The 16,471-nt window shown below is 53.0% G+C and carries 16 protein-coding genes and 5 tRNA genes; 2 read left to right on the top strand and 19 right to left on the bottom strand.

Annotated elements, in window-relative coordinates; translation table 11 throughout:
• Positions 1 to 216 precede the first annotated feature (216 nt).
• Both AX755_RS12445 and zitB read left to right on the top strand, forming a co-directional pair.
• Positions 217 to 594 (top strand): YbgS-like family protein, encoded by a 378-nt coding sequence (locus tag AX755_RS12445; protein WP_062856846.1) that lies wholly within the window; start codon positions 217 to 219, stop codon positions 592 to 594.
• A gap of 106 nt (positions 595 to 700) precedes the next feature.
• Positions 701 to 1,633: a CDF family zinc transporter ZitB gene (zitB, locus tag AX755_RS12440; RefSeq protein WP_047024389.1), complete on the top strand. Its 933-nt coding sequence runs from the start codon at positions 701 to 703 to the stop codon at positions 1,631 to 1,633.
• Here zitB and pnuC read toward each other — a convergent pair.
• The 19 genes from pnuC to mngB all read right to left on the bottom strand — a co-directional run bounded on the left by pnuC (position 1,630) and on the right by mngB (position 16,453).
• Positions 1,630 to 2,349: a nicotinamide riboside transporter PnuC gene (gene pnuC, locus AX755_RS12435; RefSeq protein ID WP_062856845.1), complete on the bottom strand. Its 720-nt coding sequence runs from the start codon at positions 2,347 to 2,349 to the stop codon at positions 1,630 to 1,632. The two genes, zitB and pnuC, sit on opposite strands and share 4 nt — an antisense overlap.
• A 22-nt stretch (positions 2,350 to 2,371) precedes the next feature.
• Positions 2,372 to 3,415, bottom strand: coding sequence for a quinolinate synthase NadA (gene nadA / locus AX755_RS12430; protein WP_062856844.1), 1,044 nt, complete (start codon positions 3,413 to 3,415; stop codon positions 2,372 to 2,374).
• 191 nt (positions 3,416 to 3,606) lie between these two features.
• A tRNA-Lys gene (locus tag AX755_RS12425) sits at positions 3,607 to 3,682 on the bottom strand.
• A gap of 22 nt (positions 3,683 to 3,704) precedes the next feature.
• Positions 3,705 to 3,780, bottom strand: a tRNA-Lys gene (locus tag AX755_RS12420).
• A gap of 46 nt (positions 3,781 to 3,826) precedes the next feature.
• Positions 3,827 to 3,902: transfer RNA gene (locus AX755_RS12415), tRNA-Lys, on the bottom strand.
• Between the two features lie 3 nt (positions 3,903 to 3,905).
• Positions 3,906 to 3,981, bottom strand: a tRNA-Val gene (locus tag AX755_RS12410).
• Positions 3,982 to 4,008: 27 nt separating this feature from the next.
• Positions 4,009 to 4,084 (bottom strand) — tRNA-Lys (locus tag AX755_RS12405).
• A 161-nt stretch (positions 4,085 to 4,245) separates the two neighbouring features.
• Positions 4,246 to 5,037 carry a cell division protein CpoB gene (gene cpoB / locus AX755_RS12400; protein WP_062856843.1) on the bottom strand — a complete coding sequence of 264 codons (792 nt, stop codon included), beginning with the start codon at positions 5,035 to 5,037 and terminating at the stop codon, positions 4,246 to 4,248.
• A gap of 9 nt (positions 5,038 to 5,046) precedes the next feature.
• On the bottom strand, positions 5,047 to 5,568 hold the full coding sequence (gene pal / locus AX755_RS12395) for a peptidoglycan-associated lipoprotein Pal (RefSeq protein ID WP_006177214.1): 522 nt from the start codon (positions 5,566 to 5,568) through the stop codon (positions 5,047 to 5,049).
• Between the two features lie 35 nt (positions 5,569 to 5,603).
• Positions 5,604 to 6,896: a Tol-Pal system beta propeller repeat protein TolB gene (gene tolB, locus AX755_RS12390; RefSeq protein WP_013097529.1), complete on the bottom strand. Its 1,293-nt coding sequence runs from the start codon at positions 6,894 to 6,896 to the stop codon at positions 5,604 to 5,606.
• A 130-nt stretch (positions 6,897 to 7,026) separates the two neighbouring features.
• Entirely contained in the window at positions 7,027 to 8,310 is a 1,284-nt protein-coding gene (tolA, locus tag AX755_RS12385; RefSeq protein ID WP_038418917.1) for a cell envelope integrity protein TolA, read from the bottom strand.
• 28 nt (positions 8,311 to 8,338) lie between these two features.
• Positions 8,339 to 8,767: a colicin uptake protein TolR gene (gene tolR / locus AX755_RS12380; RefSeq protein WP_003858589.1), complete on the bottom strand. Its 429-nt coding sequence runs from the start codon at positions 8,765 to 8,767 to the stop codon at positions 8,339 to 8,341.
• 3 nt (positions 8,768 to 8,770) lie between these two features.
• On the bottom strand, positions 8,771 to 9,463 hold the full coding sequence (gene tolQ, locus AX755_RS12375) for a Tol-Pal system protein TolQ (RefSeq protein ID WP_013097532.1): 693 nt from the start codon (positions 9,461 to 9,463) through the stop codon (positions 8,771 to 8,773).
• On the bottom strand, positions 9,460 to 9,864 hold the full coding sequence (gene ybgC / locus AX755_RS12370) for a tol-pal system-associated acyl-CoA thioesterase (RefSeq protein ID WP_003858593.1): 405 nt from the start codon (positions 9,862 to 9,864) through the stop codon (positions 9,460 to 9,462). Before ybgC ends, tolQ begins: the two co-directional genes overlap by 4 nt.
• Before the next feature lie 147 nt (positions 9,865 to 10,011).
• Complete coding sequence (ybgE, locus tag AX755_RS12365; RefSeq protein WP_013097534.1) at positions 10,012 to 10,302, bottom strand: cyd operon protein YbgE; 291 nt, start codon at positions 10,300 to 10,302, stop codon at positions 10,012 to 10,014.
• On the bottom strand, positions 10,302 to 10,415 hold the full coding sequence (cydX, locus tag AX755_RS12360) for a cytochrome bd-I oxidase subunit CydX (RefSeq protein WP_003858598.1): 114 nt from the start codon (positions 10,413 to 10,415) through the stop codon (positions 10,302 to 10,304). The genes ybgE and cydX overlap by 1 nt, the downstream gene beginning before the upstream one ends.
• Before the next feature lie 14 nt (positions 10,416 to 10,429).
• Positions 10,430 to 11,569, bottom strand: coding sequence for a cytochrome d ubiquinol oxidase subunit II (cydB, locus tag AX755_RS12355; RefSeq protein WP_013097535.1), 1,140 nt, complete (start codon positions 11,567 to 11,569; stop codon positions 10,430 to 10,432).
• A 15-nt stretch (positions 11,570 to 11,584) separates the two neighbouring features.
• Positions 11,585 to 13,153 (bottom strand): cytochrome ubiquinol oxidase subunit I, encoded by a 1,569-nt coding sequence (gene cydA / locus AX755_RS12350; protein ID WP_013097536.1) that lies wholly within the window; start codon positions 13,151 to 13,153, stop codon positions 11,585 to 11,587.
• Positions 13,154 to 13,822: 669 nt separating this feature from the next.
• Positions 13,823 to 16,453 (bottom strand): mannosylglycerate hydrolase, encoded by a 2,631-nt coding sequence (gene mngB / locus AX755_RS12345; protein ID WP_062856842.1) that lies wholly within the window; start codon positions 16,451 to 16,453, stop codon positions 13,823 to 13,825.
• Positions 16,454 to 16,471: the final 18 nt, after the last annotated feature.

Here is a 16,471-nt window from a genome sequence, read left to right as displayed (position 1 = left end):
CTTCACGCAGATAATTCCTGGAATTCGCCTAAAAATCGCCACAAAATAGCGAAAAACGAGATCTAACCTAAGCTTTTTAACTGTAACAACCATTTTTGCTTTATTAAACGCGATTCCCTACTGACGTAAGTCCGTCTGGCGGGATCTTTCGCCTCTGAAAAAGATGCACTGTTGGAGAATGTTATCCAGCGTAACGACAAGAACAGGAGCACCATGATGAAAATGACGAAACTGGCAACTCTCTTCCTGACGGCAACCCTCACCCTGGCAAGCGGCAGCATTCTTGCGGCTGAAACGAGCTCATCGGGTAACGGCGATGCTAACGCGGCTGCGTCAGCAGGCCAGGTCGCCCCTGATGCCAAACAGAATGTCGCCCCGAACAATGTCGATAACAGCCAAATTAATAACGGGAACACGAACACCGGCGGCACGATGCTGCACCCTGATGGTACCGACTCCGGCACCATGAATCATGACAATATGAGCAAGGATGAGGTTCACAAAAACACGATGTGTAAAGACGGACGTTGCCCGGACGCGAATGACAAAGTGGGCGATGATGCCAATACCAAAACGGATGGTACAACCCAGTAACCGGTTAGGGATTTAACTGCGAAAGGAGAGCTCAGGCTCTCCTTTCTTTTTGAGTAACTTATTAAAAACGCTACACTAATAACAATAACGAATCAGGAAAGATAACATGGCACACACGCATTCCCACGCCTCCGGCGACGACAACGCTAAACGCCTGCTGCTGGCCTTCGGCGTTACCGCCACCTTCATGATTATTGAGGTGATCGGTGGTTTGATCTCCGGCTCCCTGGCGCTGCTGGCTGACGCCGGACATATGCTTACCGATGCAGCAGCGCTGCTTTTTGCCCTCCTGGCCGTACAGTTTGCCCGTCGTCCTCCTAATGCACGCCATACATTCGGCTGGCTGAGGCTGACGACGCTTGCCGCGTTTGTTAATGCGATTGCGCTGGTGGTCATTACCCTTCTTATCGTCTGGGAGGCCGTTCAGCGCTTCAGACACCCTCAGCCGGTCGCCGGGATGACAATGATGGCGATCGCCGTGGCGGGGCTGCTTGCCAATCTTCTGGCCTTCTGGATTTTGCATCGCGGCAGTGGTGAAAAGAACCTTAACGTACGCGCCGCGGCTCTGCATGTGATGGGAGATTTACTGGGCTCGGTGGGAGCCATTGTTGCCGCACTGGTGATCCTCTACACCGGCTGGACGCCTGTCGACCCTATTCTTTCTGTACTGGTCTCGTGTCTGGTGTTACGCAGCGCCTGGCGGCTATTGAAGGAGAGCGTCAATGAGTTGCTGGAGGGGGCGCCCGCCTCTGTGGATATCGCCGAGTTAAAGCGTAATCTGCATCGTTCAGTTCCTGAAGTACGTAACGTCCACCACGTACACGTCTGGCTGGTGGGCGAAAAACCGGTTATGACGTTGCACGTCCAGGTCATCCCGCCGCACGACCACGATGCGCTGCTCGAACGCATCCAGCACTTTCTTGAACATCACTATGAAATTGGTCACGCGACCATCCAGATGGAGTACCAGCCCTGTAACGGGCCGGATTGCCACCTGAATGAGGCGCAGTCCGACCATTCACATCATCACCACCATTAACTGGAGAGCGCGTGAGAGCCTCGCTCATGCGCGCTGTTAATCCACATCCGGCTTCCGTTCAGGGCAATGAAGGTCAACAGCAGATATTCCAGAGACATCGCATAGACGCCCTGCAGGGCGAAAATCACCACGCTGATGACATTGATGATGACCCACAGCAGCCAGTTCTCAACGTATTTACGGGTCATCAGGATCATCGCCGCAATGGACAACACCATCATGCAGGAATCCCAGAACGGGAAAGCATCCGGCTGAAGCACAGGCATTGTCACCTGTAACCCGATGCCGGACATGGCCGCCACAGCAATGCGGGTCAGGAAAGCAAATACCGGGTTGATGTAGACCGTCATTAAACCAATGGCGACCACACACGCGACAAACCAGGCGATGGCTTTCGGCAAGGGTAACCAGCGGATCTGCAGCTCGGCCTCCTGCTGGCTGTTCTGCCGAGACCACGCGTACCACCCGTAGATATTGGCCGCAAAAAAGAACAGCTGCAAAAGCAAGCTTGCGTAGAGCTGGATCTGGAAGAAGATAATCGCAAACAGCGTAACGTTAATGAGCCCGAACGCGTAATTGCTGATCTTCTCCAGGCTTGCGAGCCAGATACAGAGTAATCCCGCCAGCGTGCCAACGGCCTCAATCCATGACAGGTCATAGCCACCTGCACCAATCGGTATATGAACCAGAATGTTTTGTGTGCTAAAAAAATCCATCTTTTCCCCGGAACGTAGTGAATTAAGTACGTAGTGTAGCCGCAAAATCCAGCATGCGGTTAAGTGGAACTAACGCGCCTTCACGCAGAGCGGCATCCACATGGATCTCATGCGCCGCACCGCCGGTTTCTAACCCTTCGGCAATCGCTTTCAGGCCGTTCATCGCCATCCACGGACAGTGCGCACAGCTGCGGCACGTGGCTCCCTCGCCTGCGGTTGGCGCTTCGAGGAGCTCTTTCTCCGGCACGGCCTGCTGCATCTTGTAGAAGATACCGCGATCGGTCGCCACGATAAGCTGCTTATGCGGCAACGTTCTGGCAGCATTAATAAGCTGGCTGGTTGAACCCACGGCATCGGCCATGTCGACAATCGACTGCGGTGATTCAGGATGAACAAGAATAGCGGCGTCAGGGTAAAGCGCCTTCATGCGGGACAGTGCCTGCGTCTTGAACTCGTCATGAACGATGCAGGCGCCCCGCCAGCAGAGCACATCTGCCCCGGTCTGCTTCTGGACGTAGCTTCCCAGATGGCGGTCGGGTGCCCAGATAATCTTCTCACCCAGGCTGTCCAGGTGCTCAATCAGTTCAACGGCGATGCTCGACGTAACAACCCAGTCTGCGCGCGCTTTCACTGCTGCCGACGTATTGGCGTAAACCACCACGGTCCGGTCAGGATGGGCATCGCAGAAGGCCGAGAATTCGTCAATCGGACAGCCGAGATCCAGTGAACACTCCGCGTTCAGGGTTGGCATCAGGATGGTTTTTTCAGGGCTAAGGATTTTTGCCGTTTCCCCCATAAAACGCACCCCCGCAACCAGTAGCGTGGAAGCAGGATGTTTTGCACCAAAGCGCGCCATCTCCAGAGAGTCAGAAATACAGCCTCCGGTCTCTTCCGCCAGCTGCTGGATTTCCGGATCGGTGTAGTAATGTGCCACCATCACGGCATCTCGCTCTTTGAGAAGACGCTTGATTTTCTCACGGTAGAACTGCTTTTCATCCATGCTCAGCGGAACAGGCTTCGGCGGGAAGGGATAGATTGCGGCTTCAGGATCAAACATCACGCTCATTATGGCTTCTCGTTTTACTGGCTTAACAATATTGCCTTTCTTTTGCCTGACATAGCAAAACGCAGGGCAATTGTGTTTTGTATACTAAACAAGATAGCGAATCTGGAGTGAAAAGTCACCGGGAATAGATGTGCGGAGCATTTGTTGTATCGCAGATAGCAAAAAAGCGCCTTTAGGGCGCTTTTTAACATTGGTGGGTCGTGCAGGATTCGAACCTGCGACCAATTGATTAAAAGTCAACTGCTCTACCAACTGAGCTAACGACCCCTTGCGGGATTTTTCTTCGAAGTGGTGGGTCGTGCAGGATTCGAACCTGCGACCAATTGATTAAAAGTCAACTGCTCTACCAACTGAGCTAACGACCCATTCGGGTGCTGACTTCGAAGATTTTACTCGGTTCCACGTTTGAAGTGGTGGGTCGTGCAGGATTCGAACCTGCGACCAATTGATTAAAAGTCAACTGCTCTACCAACTGAGCTAACGACCCGAGTGGTGGGTGATGACGGGCTCGAACCGCCGACCCCCTCCGTGTAAAGGAGATGCTCTACCAACTGAGCTAATCACCCACTCTGTACTGCCGGAACTGCTTTAAGTGGTGGGTCGTGCAGGATTCGAACCTGCGACCAATTGATTAAAAGTCAACTGCTCTACCAACTGAGCTAACGACCCACTTTTACGCTGCTTTCACGTTGTTTGATATCCCGTGGCAACGGCGGCATATATTACTGATTTAAGAATTCTGCGCAACAAAAATTTCGATGAAGATCACTTAACTGCTTAGTAATCATGCTGCACGACCAGAAATAACGCGATTTCTGGTCATGCGATAATCATCCCATCGAACTCAGACGTTTTTGCGCCTGTTTGGCCCCTTCCGTGCCCGGGAATTTTGCAACCACCTGCTGATAAACCGCTTTGGCTTTCGCAGTGTCACCTTTGTCCTGCATGATCACGCCGACCTTAAACATCGCATCAGGCGCTTTTGGCGATTTCGGGTAATTTTTCACCACAGAAGCGAAATAAAACGCCGCATCGTCCTTTTTACCCTTGTTGTAATTCAACTGACCCAGCCAGTAATTTGCGTTTGGCTGGTAAGTGGAATCCGGGTACTTCTTAACGAAGTTCTGAAACGCAACGATAGCATCATCCTGGCGCGATTTATCCTGTACCAGTGCAATGGCCGCGTTGTAATCCGTGTTCGCGTCACCGCTCTGCACAGGCGCCCCTGTCGCAGCAGAGGCATCGGCTGAAGGCGCTGGCGCGTCTGCGGCCGCTCCGCTTTGATCGCCCGCGGCAGGTTGCGCTGCGCCACCGCTGCTCAGGCTATCAATCTGCAGCAAGATCTGCTTTTGACGTTCCACAACCTGGTTAAGCTGATACTGGCTCTCCTGAATCTGACCACGGAGGGAGTCGATATCAGTTTGGTTATCGGAAAGTTGTTGCTGGAGTTGGGTTAAAAGCTGACTGTGAGCGTTAGAGATACGCTCGAGTTGAGTGACCCGGTCTTCCACCGAGCCTGAGCCGACACTACTGATTGGTGCCTGAGCAAAAGCGGCCCAGGGGGCCGCTATTCCAACCAGTAACGACAGACTCAAAAGATGATGTCTGAAGTTACTGCTCATGCAATTCTCTTAGTAAACCAGTACGGCACGACGGTTTTTGGCGTAAGCCGCTTCGTCATGACCCAGTACTGCAGGTTTTTCTTTACCGTAAGAAACGATGGAGATCTGGTCAGCAGAAACGCCTTTACCCTGCAGGTACATTTTAACAGCGTTAGCACGACGTTCACCCAGGGAGATGTTGTACTCTGGAGTACCACGTTCGTCCGCGTGACCTTCTACGGTGACTTTGTAAGACGGGTTGCTACGCAGGAAGTTAGCGTGAGCATCCAGCATCGCAGCGAAGTCAGAACGGATGTCGTATTTATCCAGATCGAAGTAAACGATGTTGTTCTGCTGCAGCTGCTGCATCTGAAGACGCGCTTGCTCTTCAGAGGACATGTTGCCATTGCCGTTCGCGTCCATACCGGTGCCGGCACCCATCATGCCTTCGCCGCTCTGGTCATTGCTGGCGTTCTTGTTAGAAGAACACGCTGCGATTGCCATTACAGGCAGAGCGATCATCAGCCCCTTCAGCACTTTGTTCAGTTGCATTTCTATGATTCCTTTAGTAATCAATTAATTATTATTTACAGATACGGCGACCAGGCAGGGGATTTTACCTGTCCATCAGTTGCCGGAATACGCGCTTTGAAACGCCCATCTGTAGAAACCAGATTCAGCACAGATCCCATCCCCTGAGAAGAGCTGTAGATTACCATAGTGCCGTTAGGTGCCAGACTTGGCGTTTCATCCAGGAACGTTGACGACAGAACTTGGACGCCACCCGCTACCAGATCTTGTTTGGCAATGTGCTGCTGCCCACCGTTGGAGCTGACCATTACCATAAATTTACCGTCGCTGCTCACATCTGCGTTCTGGTTCTGAGAGCCTTCCCAGGTGATACGCTGCGGAGCACCGCCGTTGATGTTCACTTTATAGATTTGTGGACGGCCTGCCTGGTCAGAGGTAAACGCCAGGTTCTGGCTGTCCGGGAACCATGATGGTTCCGTATTGTTGCTGCGACCATCCGTCACCTGACGGATCTGACCAGAACCAATGTCCATCACGTACAGGTTCAGGCTACCGGTTTTGGACAGCGCAAAGGCCAGCTTAGAGCCGTCCGGCGAGAACGAAGGCGCACCGTTGTGACGTGGGAACGACGCCACCTGACGAACAGCACCGTTAGCCAGCGTCTGGATAACCAGCGCAGAACGACCGCTTTCGAAGGTCACGTAGGCCAGTTTAGAACCGTCCGGAGACCAGGCTGGAGACATCAGTGGCTGAGAAGAGCGTTTCACCAGGAACTGGTTGTAACCGTCGTAGTCAGAGACGCGCAGCTCATACGGGAACTGGCCGCCGTTGGTCTGTACCACATAGGCGATACGGGTACGGAACGCACCTTTAATACCGGTCAGTTTTTCGAATACCGCATCGCTGGCAGCGTGAGCCGCATAGCGCAGGTACTGTTTAGTGACCTTGTAAGAGTTCTGAGCCAGAACGGTACCCGGTGCACCGCCGGTATCCACCAGCTGCCAGGCCACGTTGTAAGAGCCGTCCGGGTTAGGGGTAACCTGACCCACAACCACGGCATCAATGCCCAGTGCAGACCACGCGGCAGGCTGAACTTCCTGCGCGCTACCCGGCTGCTGAGGCAGACGAGAACGATCTAACGGGTTGAATTTACCGCTGTTACGCAGGTCAGCTGCCACGATGCCGCCGGCATCTTCAGGCGCCGCACCAGGGCCAGCCCACTGGAATGGAACTACACCGATTGGGCGTGCCGAGTCCACCCCCTGGGTGATCTCGATACGTACTTCTGCGTGCAGTACAGCTGCCCACAGCATTAAGAAACTAAATGCTACACGTAATGCCTGCTTCATCATATCTCCCTTATCTGGGTAACCTTACCCACGATAATTTAGCAGAATGTTAACAAACCCAAATAGACAAAACTACTAAACCCTGGTTACGACAATAGACTGTTTTCCATACTTCCGTAAGGAGAGTCGATTACAGCTTAAAGTCCAGTTTGGCATCTTTTATCTTTTCATAAACAGCCTCACTAGGCGGTTTAGGAATGTTCGCCGATCTTGCTGCGGCCAATGCTGCCTGACAAAGCGCAGGATCGCCCCCTTCAGACGTCACATTTTTCAACCGGCCGTCTGGCGCAAGGTTGATATGCAGCACGCACTGTTTACCCTGATAAAGGCCTGCATCAAACAGGCGACTCTGAATAGCCACCTGAATCTGCTTAGCGTAAGCGCTGATATCCGCCCCCGTCGCACCACCGTTGGCACCCGAAGTACCGCTGTCTTTAGACGGCTGACCACTCCCCTTCGCCCCACCGCCTGTTTTCGGCGCATTCTTACCGGAACTGAGATCGCCCAGCAGATCGTCAACGCCCGCAGCGGCAGCGGCTTTCTCTGCAGCAGCCTTTTTCGCTGCAGCTTTTTCAGCAGCCGCTTTTTTATCGGCAGCAGCCTTCTCAGCTGCAGCTTTTTTGTCGGCAGCCGCTTTCTCGGCGGCAGCTTTCTTCTCCGCAGCCGCTTTTTCAGCAGCGGCGGCTTTTTCTGCCGCAGCTTTCTCGGCAGCAGCGGCTTTCTTCGCAGCCTCGGCAGCTGCTTTCTTCTCGGCTTCCTGAGCCGCTTTTTTCGCGGCTTCGGCTTCCGCTTTCTTCTGAGCATCAGCAGCGGCTTTTTTCGCGGCTTCTGCTTCCGCTTTCTTCTGAGCATCAGCGGCGGCTTTCTTCGCGGCTTCCGCTTCCGCTTTCTTCTGGGCGTCGGCAGCGGCTTTCTTCGCCGCTTCTGCCGCTAATTTCGCCTGGGCATCAGCCTGTGCTTTGGCATCCGCTGCGGCTTTCGCTGCCGCTTCTTCCGCCTGCTTTTGCTGTTCCTGGGCTTTCTTCGCGGCCTCTTCGGCTTGCTTCTGCTGTTGTGCCTGCTCTTTCGCGGCTTCCTGCGCCTGCAAACGTTCTTTCTCAAGCTGCTTCAGACGTTCCTGCTCGGCGGCCTGCTTTTCACGCAGTTCCTCCGCTTGCTGTTGCGCCTGTTTTTCTCGCTGCTCTTCAGCCCGTTTTGCACTCGCCTGCTGCTGTTGCTGACGGTTATAGTTCTGCACGACCGCACCGGGATCCACCATGACGGCGTCGATAGAAGAACCGCCACCGCCGCCTGATGCATCAATATGCTCGTCGAACGAACTCCAGATCAGCCCTGCAAAAAGGATCACATGCAGCACTGCGGAGACGATTATCGCTCGCTTAAGCTTGTCGTTCTGTTCGGTTGCCTTTGACACTATCGGTTCCCAAAAACTACGCGGATGATCAAATAGGCTGAGTCATTAAGCCGACAGACTTAACACCCGCACTATGTAGCAAGTTCAGCGCTTTAATAATTTCATCGTAAGGCACGTCTTTCGCACCACCGATTAAGAAGACCGTTTTCGGATTTGACTCCAGGCGTCGTTGCGCTTCAGCAATCACCTGCTCCGGCGGTAGCTGATCCATACGATCTTTCTCTACCACGACGCTGTATTGCCCTACGCCGGAAACCTCAATGATGACCGGAGGATCGTCATTGGTGCTTACCGCCTGTGATTCTGTCGCATCCGGCAGATCAACTTCCACGCTCTGGGTAATGATGGGCGCTGTCGCCATAAAGATCAGCAGCAACACCAGCAGTACGTCCAGCAGCGGAACGATATTGATTTCGGACTTGAGCTCGCGACGACCTCGTCCACGCGATCTGGCCATGGTTTACCCCTTGTTGCTCTCGGTGCTGGTAAACGCCTGACGGTGCAGAATCGCGGTGAACTCTTCCATGAAGTTGTCGTAGTTCAGTTCCAGTTTATTCACGCGCTGGTTCAGACGGTTGTAAGCCATAACCGCCGGGATTGCCGCAAACAGACCGATAGCGGTTGCAATCAGTGCTTCTGCAATACCCGGTGCAACCATCTGCAACGTCGCCTGCTTCACTGCGCCCAGCGCGATAAAGGCGTGCATGATCCCCCACACCGTACCAAACAGGCCGATATACGGGCTGATGGACCCCACCGTTCCCAGGAAAGGAATGTGCGTTTCAAGATTTTCCAGCTCGCGGTTCATAGAGATACGCATCGCACGCGAGGCCCCTTCCACCACCGCTTCAGGCGCGTGGCTGTTCGCACGGTGCAGACGGGCAAACTCTTTGAATCCGCTGTAGAAAATTTGTTCGGAGCCAGCGAGACTATCGCGACGACCCTGACTTTCCTGATACAGACGGGACAGTTCGATACCCGACCAGAACTTGTCTTCAAACGCTTCCGCTTCACGGCCAGCCGCATTGAGAATACGCGTTCTCTGGATGATGATGGCCCAGGATGCGATTGAAAAACCAATTAAAATCAGCATGATAAGTTTAACCAGAAGGCTTGCCTTCAGGAACAAATCAAGGATATTCATGTCAGTCACTGCTTAAACTCCGCGACAATAGACTTAGGAAGCGCACGAGGCTTCATTATGGTTGGATCAACACAGACAATCAGTACTTCAGCTGAGTTCAGTACGGTGTTCTCTGCATTGACTATCCGCTGCGTGAAAACCAGCGAGGTTCCGCGCATTGATGTAATTTCAGTTTGGACTTCGAGCATATCGTCGAGTCTGGCAGGCGCAAAATACTCAAGCGTCATCTTGCGTACCACAAAGGCAACTCGCTCAGCCAACAGTACCTGTTGACTAAAGTGATGATGGCGCAGCATCTCTGTGCGTGCCCGTTCATAAAAAGCAACGTAGCTGGCGTGGTAAACCACACCACCGGCATCGGTATCTTCGTAATAGACACGAACCGGCCATCGAAACAGCGTTGTATTCACTTTACATCCCGGTAATGCAACAAAAGTTTATGCTTTAAACTTCGCTACTATACGCGCGGGAATGATGGTTTGGAATGGGAGAAAGTAAACGGAGAGTAAATTTTTATGGGCTCGGGTAAGCCCATATGGTTAACGGACATTTCTTATTCAGAAGAAGAAGAAAATCAATCCAGCAAGCAGCACGATATCGGCGATAAGCGGGCAGAAAATGCCCTGCCAGTGAATCGCTTTCGGACGAAAGCCTACGCCGTGGATCACACCTGCGCACACCGCCCACATAATGAGAAAGCCGTGCCAGATCTCAAGCTCGCTGGTCTTCGCTGCAAAACGCGAAGGGTCCCAGAAGATACACCCTGCCAGCAGTAATGCCATCACTAAAGAAAGCGCCCGTAACGGGCGCTTATCCATTACCGCATATAACGTTGCGATAATCTTCATTAGTGTTTTTCTTCACCCGCTTTGGTCGCTTCAACGTGCTCAAGCGCCAGGGCAGTGATGACACCAAAAGCACAGGCAAGAAGCGTCCCTAAAATCCATGCGAAATACCACATATTCAGCTCCTTACTTAGTACATAGAGTGGGTGTTGCTTTCGATATGTTCTTTAGTGATACGACCGAACATTTTCCAGTAACACCAGATGGTGTAGGCCAGAACAATCGGAACGAACACGCAAGCAACATAAGTCATTAAGTTCAGCGTCATATGGCTGGAGGTTGCATCCCACATGGTCAGGCTAGCATTCAGCATGGTGCTGGATGGCATCACGAATGGGAACATAGCGATACCTGCAGTCAGGATGATGCACGCCAGCGTCAGTGATGAGAACACGAACGCCAGAGCGCCTTTTTCCAGACGAGACGTCAGAACCGTCAGCAGCGGCAGCAACACACCCAACGCCGGAATAGCCCACAGCACAGGCATCGCGTTGAAGTTCACCAGCCATGCACCGGCCTCACGCGCCACTTCTTTGGTCAGCGGGTTAGACGGCGCGACGTGGTTAATCGCAGACGTCACCACGTAACCATCAATACCGTAGACCACCCAAACACCTGCCAGCGCGAAGCAGACCAGTGTGATCAGGGCAGCAACCTGAGCCGTTGCACGAGAACGCAGATGCAGCTCACCAACAGTACGCATCTGCAGATAGGTTGCGCCCTGGGTGATGATCATCGCCACACTGACTACGCCTGCCAGCAGACCAAACGGATTCAGCAGCTGGAAGAAGTTACCGGTGTAGTAAAGACGCATGTACTCGTCCATGTGGAACGGTACACCCTGCAGCAGGTTACCGAATGCCACACCAATCACCAGCGGTGGAACGAAGCTACCAATGAAGATGCCCCAGTCCCACATGTTACGCCAGCGGGTGTCTTCAATCTTGGAACGGTAGTCGAAACCGACCGGACGGAAGAATAAAGACGCCAGAACCAGAATCATCGCCACGTAGAAACCGGAGAACGCAGCCGCGTAAACCATCGGCCAGGCAGCGAACAGCGCGCCGCCTGCGGTGATCAGCCACACCTGGTTACCGTCCCAGTGCGGGGCGATGGAGTTGATCATGATTCGACGCTCGGTGTCATTACGACCGAGGAAACGGGTGAGCATCCCCACCCCCATGTCGAAACCATCCGTGACAGCAAAACCGATCAGCAGAACACCGATCAACAGCCACCAGATAAAACGCAATACTTCATAATCGATCATTTGATGACTCCTGTCTTAGCGTGCCGGCTGAGTAGTCACACCGGACTGCTCGTAGTGATAGCGACCGGTTTTCAGGCTGCTTGGGCCAAGGCGCGCGAACTTGAACATCAGGAACAGTTCAGCCACCAGGAACAGGGTGTAGAGACCACAGATCAGCAGCATTGAGAAGATCAGATCGCCTGCTGTCAGCGAGGAGTTGGCCACCGCCGTTGGCAGCACCTCACCAATCGCCCATGGCTGACGTCCATACTCCGCAACAAACCAGCCGGACTCAATTGCGATCCACGGCAGCGGGATAGCATACAGCGCCGTACGCAGCAGCCATTTTTTCTCGCCGATGCGGTTACGAATCACAGACCAGAAGGACGCCGCAATGATCAGCAGCATGATGATGCCGCAGCCTACCATGATACGGAATGCAAAGTAGAGTGGCGCTACGCGTGGAATAGAGTCTTTGGTTGCCATCTGGATCTGCGCTTCCGTCGCGTCGGAGACGTTCGGGGTATAGCGTTTCAGCAGCAGACCGTAGCCCAGATCTTTCTTCACGTCGTTAAACTGGTCACGAACGGCCTGGTCGGTAGAACCGGCACGCAGCTGTTCCAGCAGAGCGTAGGCTTTCATACCGTTACGGATACGGCCTTCGTGCTGCTCCATCAGCTCTTTCAGCCCCGTCACCTGTTTGTCAACAGAACGGGTGGCGATGATACCCAGCGCATAAGGAATTTGAATGGCGAAGCGGTTTTCCTGGGCGTCCTGGTCCGGAATACCGAACAGGGTAAAGGCAGCCGGGGCCGGTTGGGTTTCCCATTCAGCTTCGATTGCGGCGAGCTTGGTTTTCTGTACGTCACCCATTTCATAACCGGATTCATCACCCAGCACGATAACGGAGAGGATGGCAGCCATACCGAAGCTTGCAGCGATAGCAAAGGAACGTTTAGCGAAGGCGAAGTCACGACCACGCAGCATATAGTATGAGCTGATGCCCAGAATGAACATCGCGCCGCACACATAGCCAGAGGCCACGGTGTGGACGAATTTAACCTGAGCAACCGGGTTCAGGACCAGCTCGGCAAAGCTGACCATCTCCATACGCATGGTTTCGAAGTTGAAATCAGACGCAATCGGGTTCTGCATCCAGCCGTTTGCCACCAGGATCCACAGCGCGGACAGGTTAGACCCTAATGCCACCAGCCAGGTCACCGCCATATGCTGGACTTTGCCCAGACGGTCCCAGCCGAAGAAGAACAGACCTACAAAGGTGGATTCGAGGAAGAAGGCCATCAGACCTTCAATGGCCAGCGGCGCACCGAAGATATCCCCTACATAGTGGGAATAATATGACCAGTTAGTCCCGAACTGGAACTCCATGGTCAAACCGGTAGCCACGCCCAGTGCGAAGTTGATACCAAACAACTTGCCCCAGAACTTGGTCATATCTTTATAAATCTGTTTGCCGGACAGAACGTATACCGTTTCCATGATGGCCAGCAGGAACGCCATACCGAGCGTCAGCGGCACAAACAGGAAGTGGTACATCGCGGTCAAGGCAAACTGTAAGCGCGACAGTTCGACTACGTCTAACATTATGACTCCTTGCTCATCGCATGAAGACTCCGAGAGTGAACCCCAGGAAAAGGATCCACACGCATGCCCCAATACAAAGTTATCTGCTCCCCTTCTTCGTTGCCTATTCTCTACAGAATGAAAAAGCAGTGATGAAAGGTTACAAATACGTTAATAAAAAACTCAAATTGGTCCCGCAAATATAATACGCTGCAAAACCCTTACAATAAACAGGTTTTTATTGAATCATATTTACGTTTTTCGACGGCGATCAATTTATAGCAAAATTACCACTTTTCGACCATTTTGATCGGGGACAATTTAGCGCTTTTAAGCACCTTTTTCCAAGGATTAAACTTTGATTTAAATCAAAAACAACGACCGATGTTAACTATGTTTAAACGCGGTAAGAATGGTAAAAACCATGTTAACGATATGTGCATACAAAGCTGTGATTGGTTATCGAAGAAGGGAAAAAATATAAACAGAAGTGATTTTAATTAACGCAAAAGAAAAACACCTTTTAGACGCGGGGCAATCCTTAAAGCGTAGTCGGGCCAGGTTATTTTTCCAGAGTTTGACTGCAACCCTTCGAAATTACATTTAATTTACTTTTCGCGCTCTATAAGTTAACACCGTAGCGTGACTATTTAATGAAAAAAGGCTGCACTTGGCAGCCTTTTTCGTTTTTCAGGCAAGAAGAATGCTAAAGGTTCGTGACTGCCCCGGTCTGAACGTGCCGGTAATCCCCTGCTCTTCACGATCATCCAGTAACCGTTCATTCAGGTCCGTTTCGCCGCACCGTTTCAACGCCGGGTTAACGGATAACGTCGTCTCGCAGACGCTGGACTCCGAAGGGTTGAACAGGCGAAGAATAAGTTCATCACGATCTTCCGCTTTTTTGAGCGCGCTGAGCACGCATCCCGTCGGGGAAAGCGCCAGCAGACTGTAACTTTCCGGCGTGGTGAACGACGCACGGTTTAATTTCATCGCATCCCAGGGGATCTTGTTATAGCACTGCACCGGCGTTAACCACGCCTTAGCCTGCTGCGCGACGCCCGTGCTTTCAGGGGTGCCACTGAAACTGAACAGGCTAAAACGGCAAGTTAACGGACCACGCATCTGGGAATCCGGGACGGGCATCTTAATCCCCGAAGGTCTGCCAGGGCGCAACAGCAAATCTTCTTTTCCGAGTAACCCCACGCCGCGCAGCAGAGTCAGCGCAAAGGCTTTTTTGGTATCGCCCACCACTTCAAATTCACGTAGTCCTTCTGTAAACAGCGCAAGCCCGTTTCGCTTTTCCTGCAGCACGGCATAGTTGAGCAAATTCCAGACAGGAACGGGCGCTTCTTTCCAGCCCTCTTCCTGCCAGCGTTGCATCGCAGCGTCCTGCACGGGGCGAGTAATGGTGCCAAACTGCGTATCCGCGAGCACGTGCTGAGTCGTAAACGGTGTGGGGATCAGCACCCGAACGCGGTGGTCATCCGCCTGGTTATCCAGACGCACCGCCACATCAATACATCTGCTGTTGTGGCTGAGCGTAATGTCAAATGCCACATCAAGAGAACCCTTTCGCTGACGTGCAGCGCGTTCAGAGAGGTTTGCCGGTACAGCAATACGGTGGCGGATCACCGCCCTGCTCTGCCAGGCTTCGTGTATGACGTCAACCTGATGCTCGCCCTGTGCTGAAGTGAGTCTCCACTCTTCCCGTGAAGGCGAGTAGTCGTACTCATCGCCATCATCCGAACTCTCTTCAATCTCCAGTACCCGGTCGTAAATCAGGCCGGTTTCTTTGTCGCGCAGACGCAGCGTACCGTCGTCGTTTATATCAATCTGCCAGAAAGCGTTTTCCAGTAAGGCACCGGTGTTTTGCGCCGGAGAGAGCACCTTCCCGGCTACGTGCGGTTCTATAAACAGCGTACGGTAGCCCATCGACGGCAGGATCTGGCTGAGCTGGATATCAAACTCCATAAACGGTTCGTAGTTACCGTAATGGACAATCTGCCGGTCAATGAGACCAGGGTCGAGCTCGCGCGCGCTGCGAATGAAATACGGGATCTCGTTGCCTTTCTCATCACGCAGACGAAACTGGCTGGCGCGCAGCCGAATCGTGGTGTTCATCACCTCTTCACGCGGCCAGGGCATCAGGTTGAACATCACCAGCTTATCGGCGTCGGATTGCGGCATGTTGTCGACAATCTTGCGCATATAGAAGCGCACCAGGTTGTCTGCCATGTCCTCCGCCAGCTCAAAGCGGGAGACAATCTCGCGATGCACCTTGTCGCTGCAGCAGCAGCCGATGCTGTCGTGGGCGTGATTCTTGAGGATCTCTTTCCACATTTTCTCCAGCAGACCGTGGTGATAGTCGAAGCCGAGAGTCCAGGCAAGCGTCGCCAGCGGCTCAAGCACATTGACGATTTTATTCTCGATACGCGCATGGGCGATTTTAATATCCATGCGCGTGGAGCCGATTGTCCGGTGCACGCGCATGTATTTCCCGTCGATAAACTCCCCTTTCAGCGTCGCCAGTTCATCGCGCCGCGCCTCAATATGGTCAAACACCTCCTCGAAGCGGCTCATCACAAACTGACGTTGCGGATAGATTTCACGAAGCTTCTCCATCACCGCAAAGAGGTTCTGCTGCAGCGGCATCTGGTCGTGTCCGTTGGGCAGCAAAATCTCTTTGGTGATGGAGGCGTTTTCCAGGACCTCGAAATAACTGTCGAGCCGTTTTCGTAGCCCGGCCTCATCCTCAGGTAAGTACTTACCAATCGCATAGCCCAGCGGCAGCACCTGTGCCGTCACTTCACTGCCGTCCTGGCTCTGCCAGAGAAATTCGGTTTTATCGGTACCGTGTCGTTCAGAACAGCCGCGCCAGAACATCGTGCGGGTAATGCCAAAGCCATTATAAATATGCGGAAGCTGGCCTGACATCCCAAACGAATCCGGCAGATAACCGATCATCATCGGCTCGCCGAACGCCATACAGTCGCGAATACCGTACATCAGGTTGCGGACAATCGACTCGCCGCTGACGATCGTGGTATCGGTCTGGGTATACCACGGGCCGATAATCAATTTTCCGCGCTCGACAAGCGCCTTCACCCGCGAGCGGTTTTCGGGCTTGACGGCAAAGTAATCCTCCAGCACTGCCGTCTGTCCGTCGAGAACGTAATATTTATAGGCCTCGTCCTGCTCCAGACGGGTCAGGATCTCTTCCATATTATTGACCAGAAGAATACGCGACTCTTCGGTGGTGAAGTACCACTCACGGTCCCAGTGCATATGCGGCGTGATATGAACGCGAGATACAGCTTTCATCTTCGTTTCCTGTGTTGT

This window comes from Enterobacter sp. SENG-6 (assembly GCF_001605945.1).
Classification (GTDB): Bacteria; Pseudomonadota; Gammaproteobacteria; order Enterobacterales; family Enterobacteriaceae; genus Enterobacter; species Enterobacter cloacae.
This window is presented reverse-complemented; position numbering and strand designations above follow the sequence as displayed.

Excerpts from the sequence above, each read along its gene's own strand:
- AX755_RS12445 (WP_062856846.1), top strand. The coding sequence starts at position 217 with ATGAAAATGACGAAACTGGCAACTCTCTTCCTGACGGCAACCCTCACC.
- zitB (WP_047024389.1), top strand. The coding sequence starts at position 701 with ATGGCACACACGCATTCCCACGCCTCCGGCGACGACAACGCTAAACGC.
- pnuC (WP_062856845.1), bottom strand. The coding sequence starts at position 2,349 with ATGGATTTTTTTAGCACACAAAACATTCTGGTTCATATACCGATTGGT.
- nadA (WP_062856844.1), bottom strand. The coding sequence starts at position 3,415 with ATGAGCGTGATGTTTGATCCTGAAGCCGCAATCTATCCCTTCCCGCCG.
- cpoB (WP_062856843.1), bottom strand. The coding sequence starts at position 5,037 with ATGAGCAGTAACTTCAGACATCATCTTTTGAGTCTGTCGTTACTGGTT.
- pal (WP_006177214.1), bottom strand. The coding sequence starts at position 5,568 with ATGCAACTGAACAAAGTGCTGAAGGGGCTGATGATCGCTCTGCCTGTA.
- tolB (WP_013097529.1), bottom strand. The coding sequence starts at position 6,896 with ATGAAGCAGGCATTACGTGTAGCATTTAGTTTCTTAATGCTGTGGGCA.
- tolR (WP_003858589.1), bottom strand. The coding sequence starts at position 8,767 with ATGGCCAGATCGCGTGGACGAGGTCGTCGCGAGCTCAAGTCCGAAATC.
- ybgE (WP_013097534.1), bottom strand. The coding sequence starts at position 10,302 with ATGAAGATTATCGCAACGTTATATGCGGTAATGGATAAGCGCCCGTTA.
- cydX (WP_003858598.1), bottom strand. The coding sequence starts at position 10,415 with ATGTGGTATTTCGCATGGATTTTAGGGACGCTTCTTGCCTGTGCTTTT.
- cydB (WP_013097535.1), bottom strand. The coding sequence starts at position 11,569 with ATGATCGATTATGAAGTATTGCGTTTTATCTGGTGGCTGTTGATCGGT.
- cydA (WP_013097536.1), bottom strand. The coding sequence starts at position 13,153 with ATGTTAGACGTAGTCGAACTGTCGCGCTTACAGTTTGCCTTGACCGCG.
- mngB (WP_062856842.1), bottom strand. The coding sequence starts at position 16,453 with ATGAAAGCTGTATCTCGCGTTCATATCACGCCGCATATGCACTGGGAC.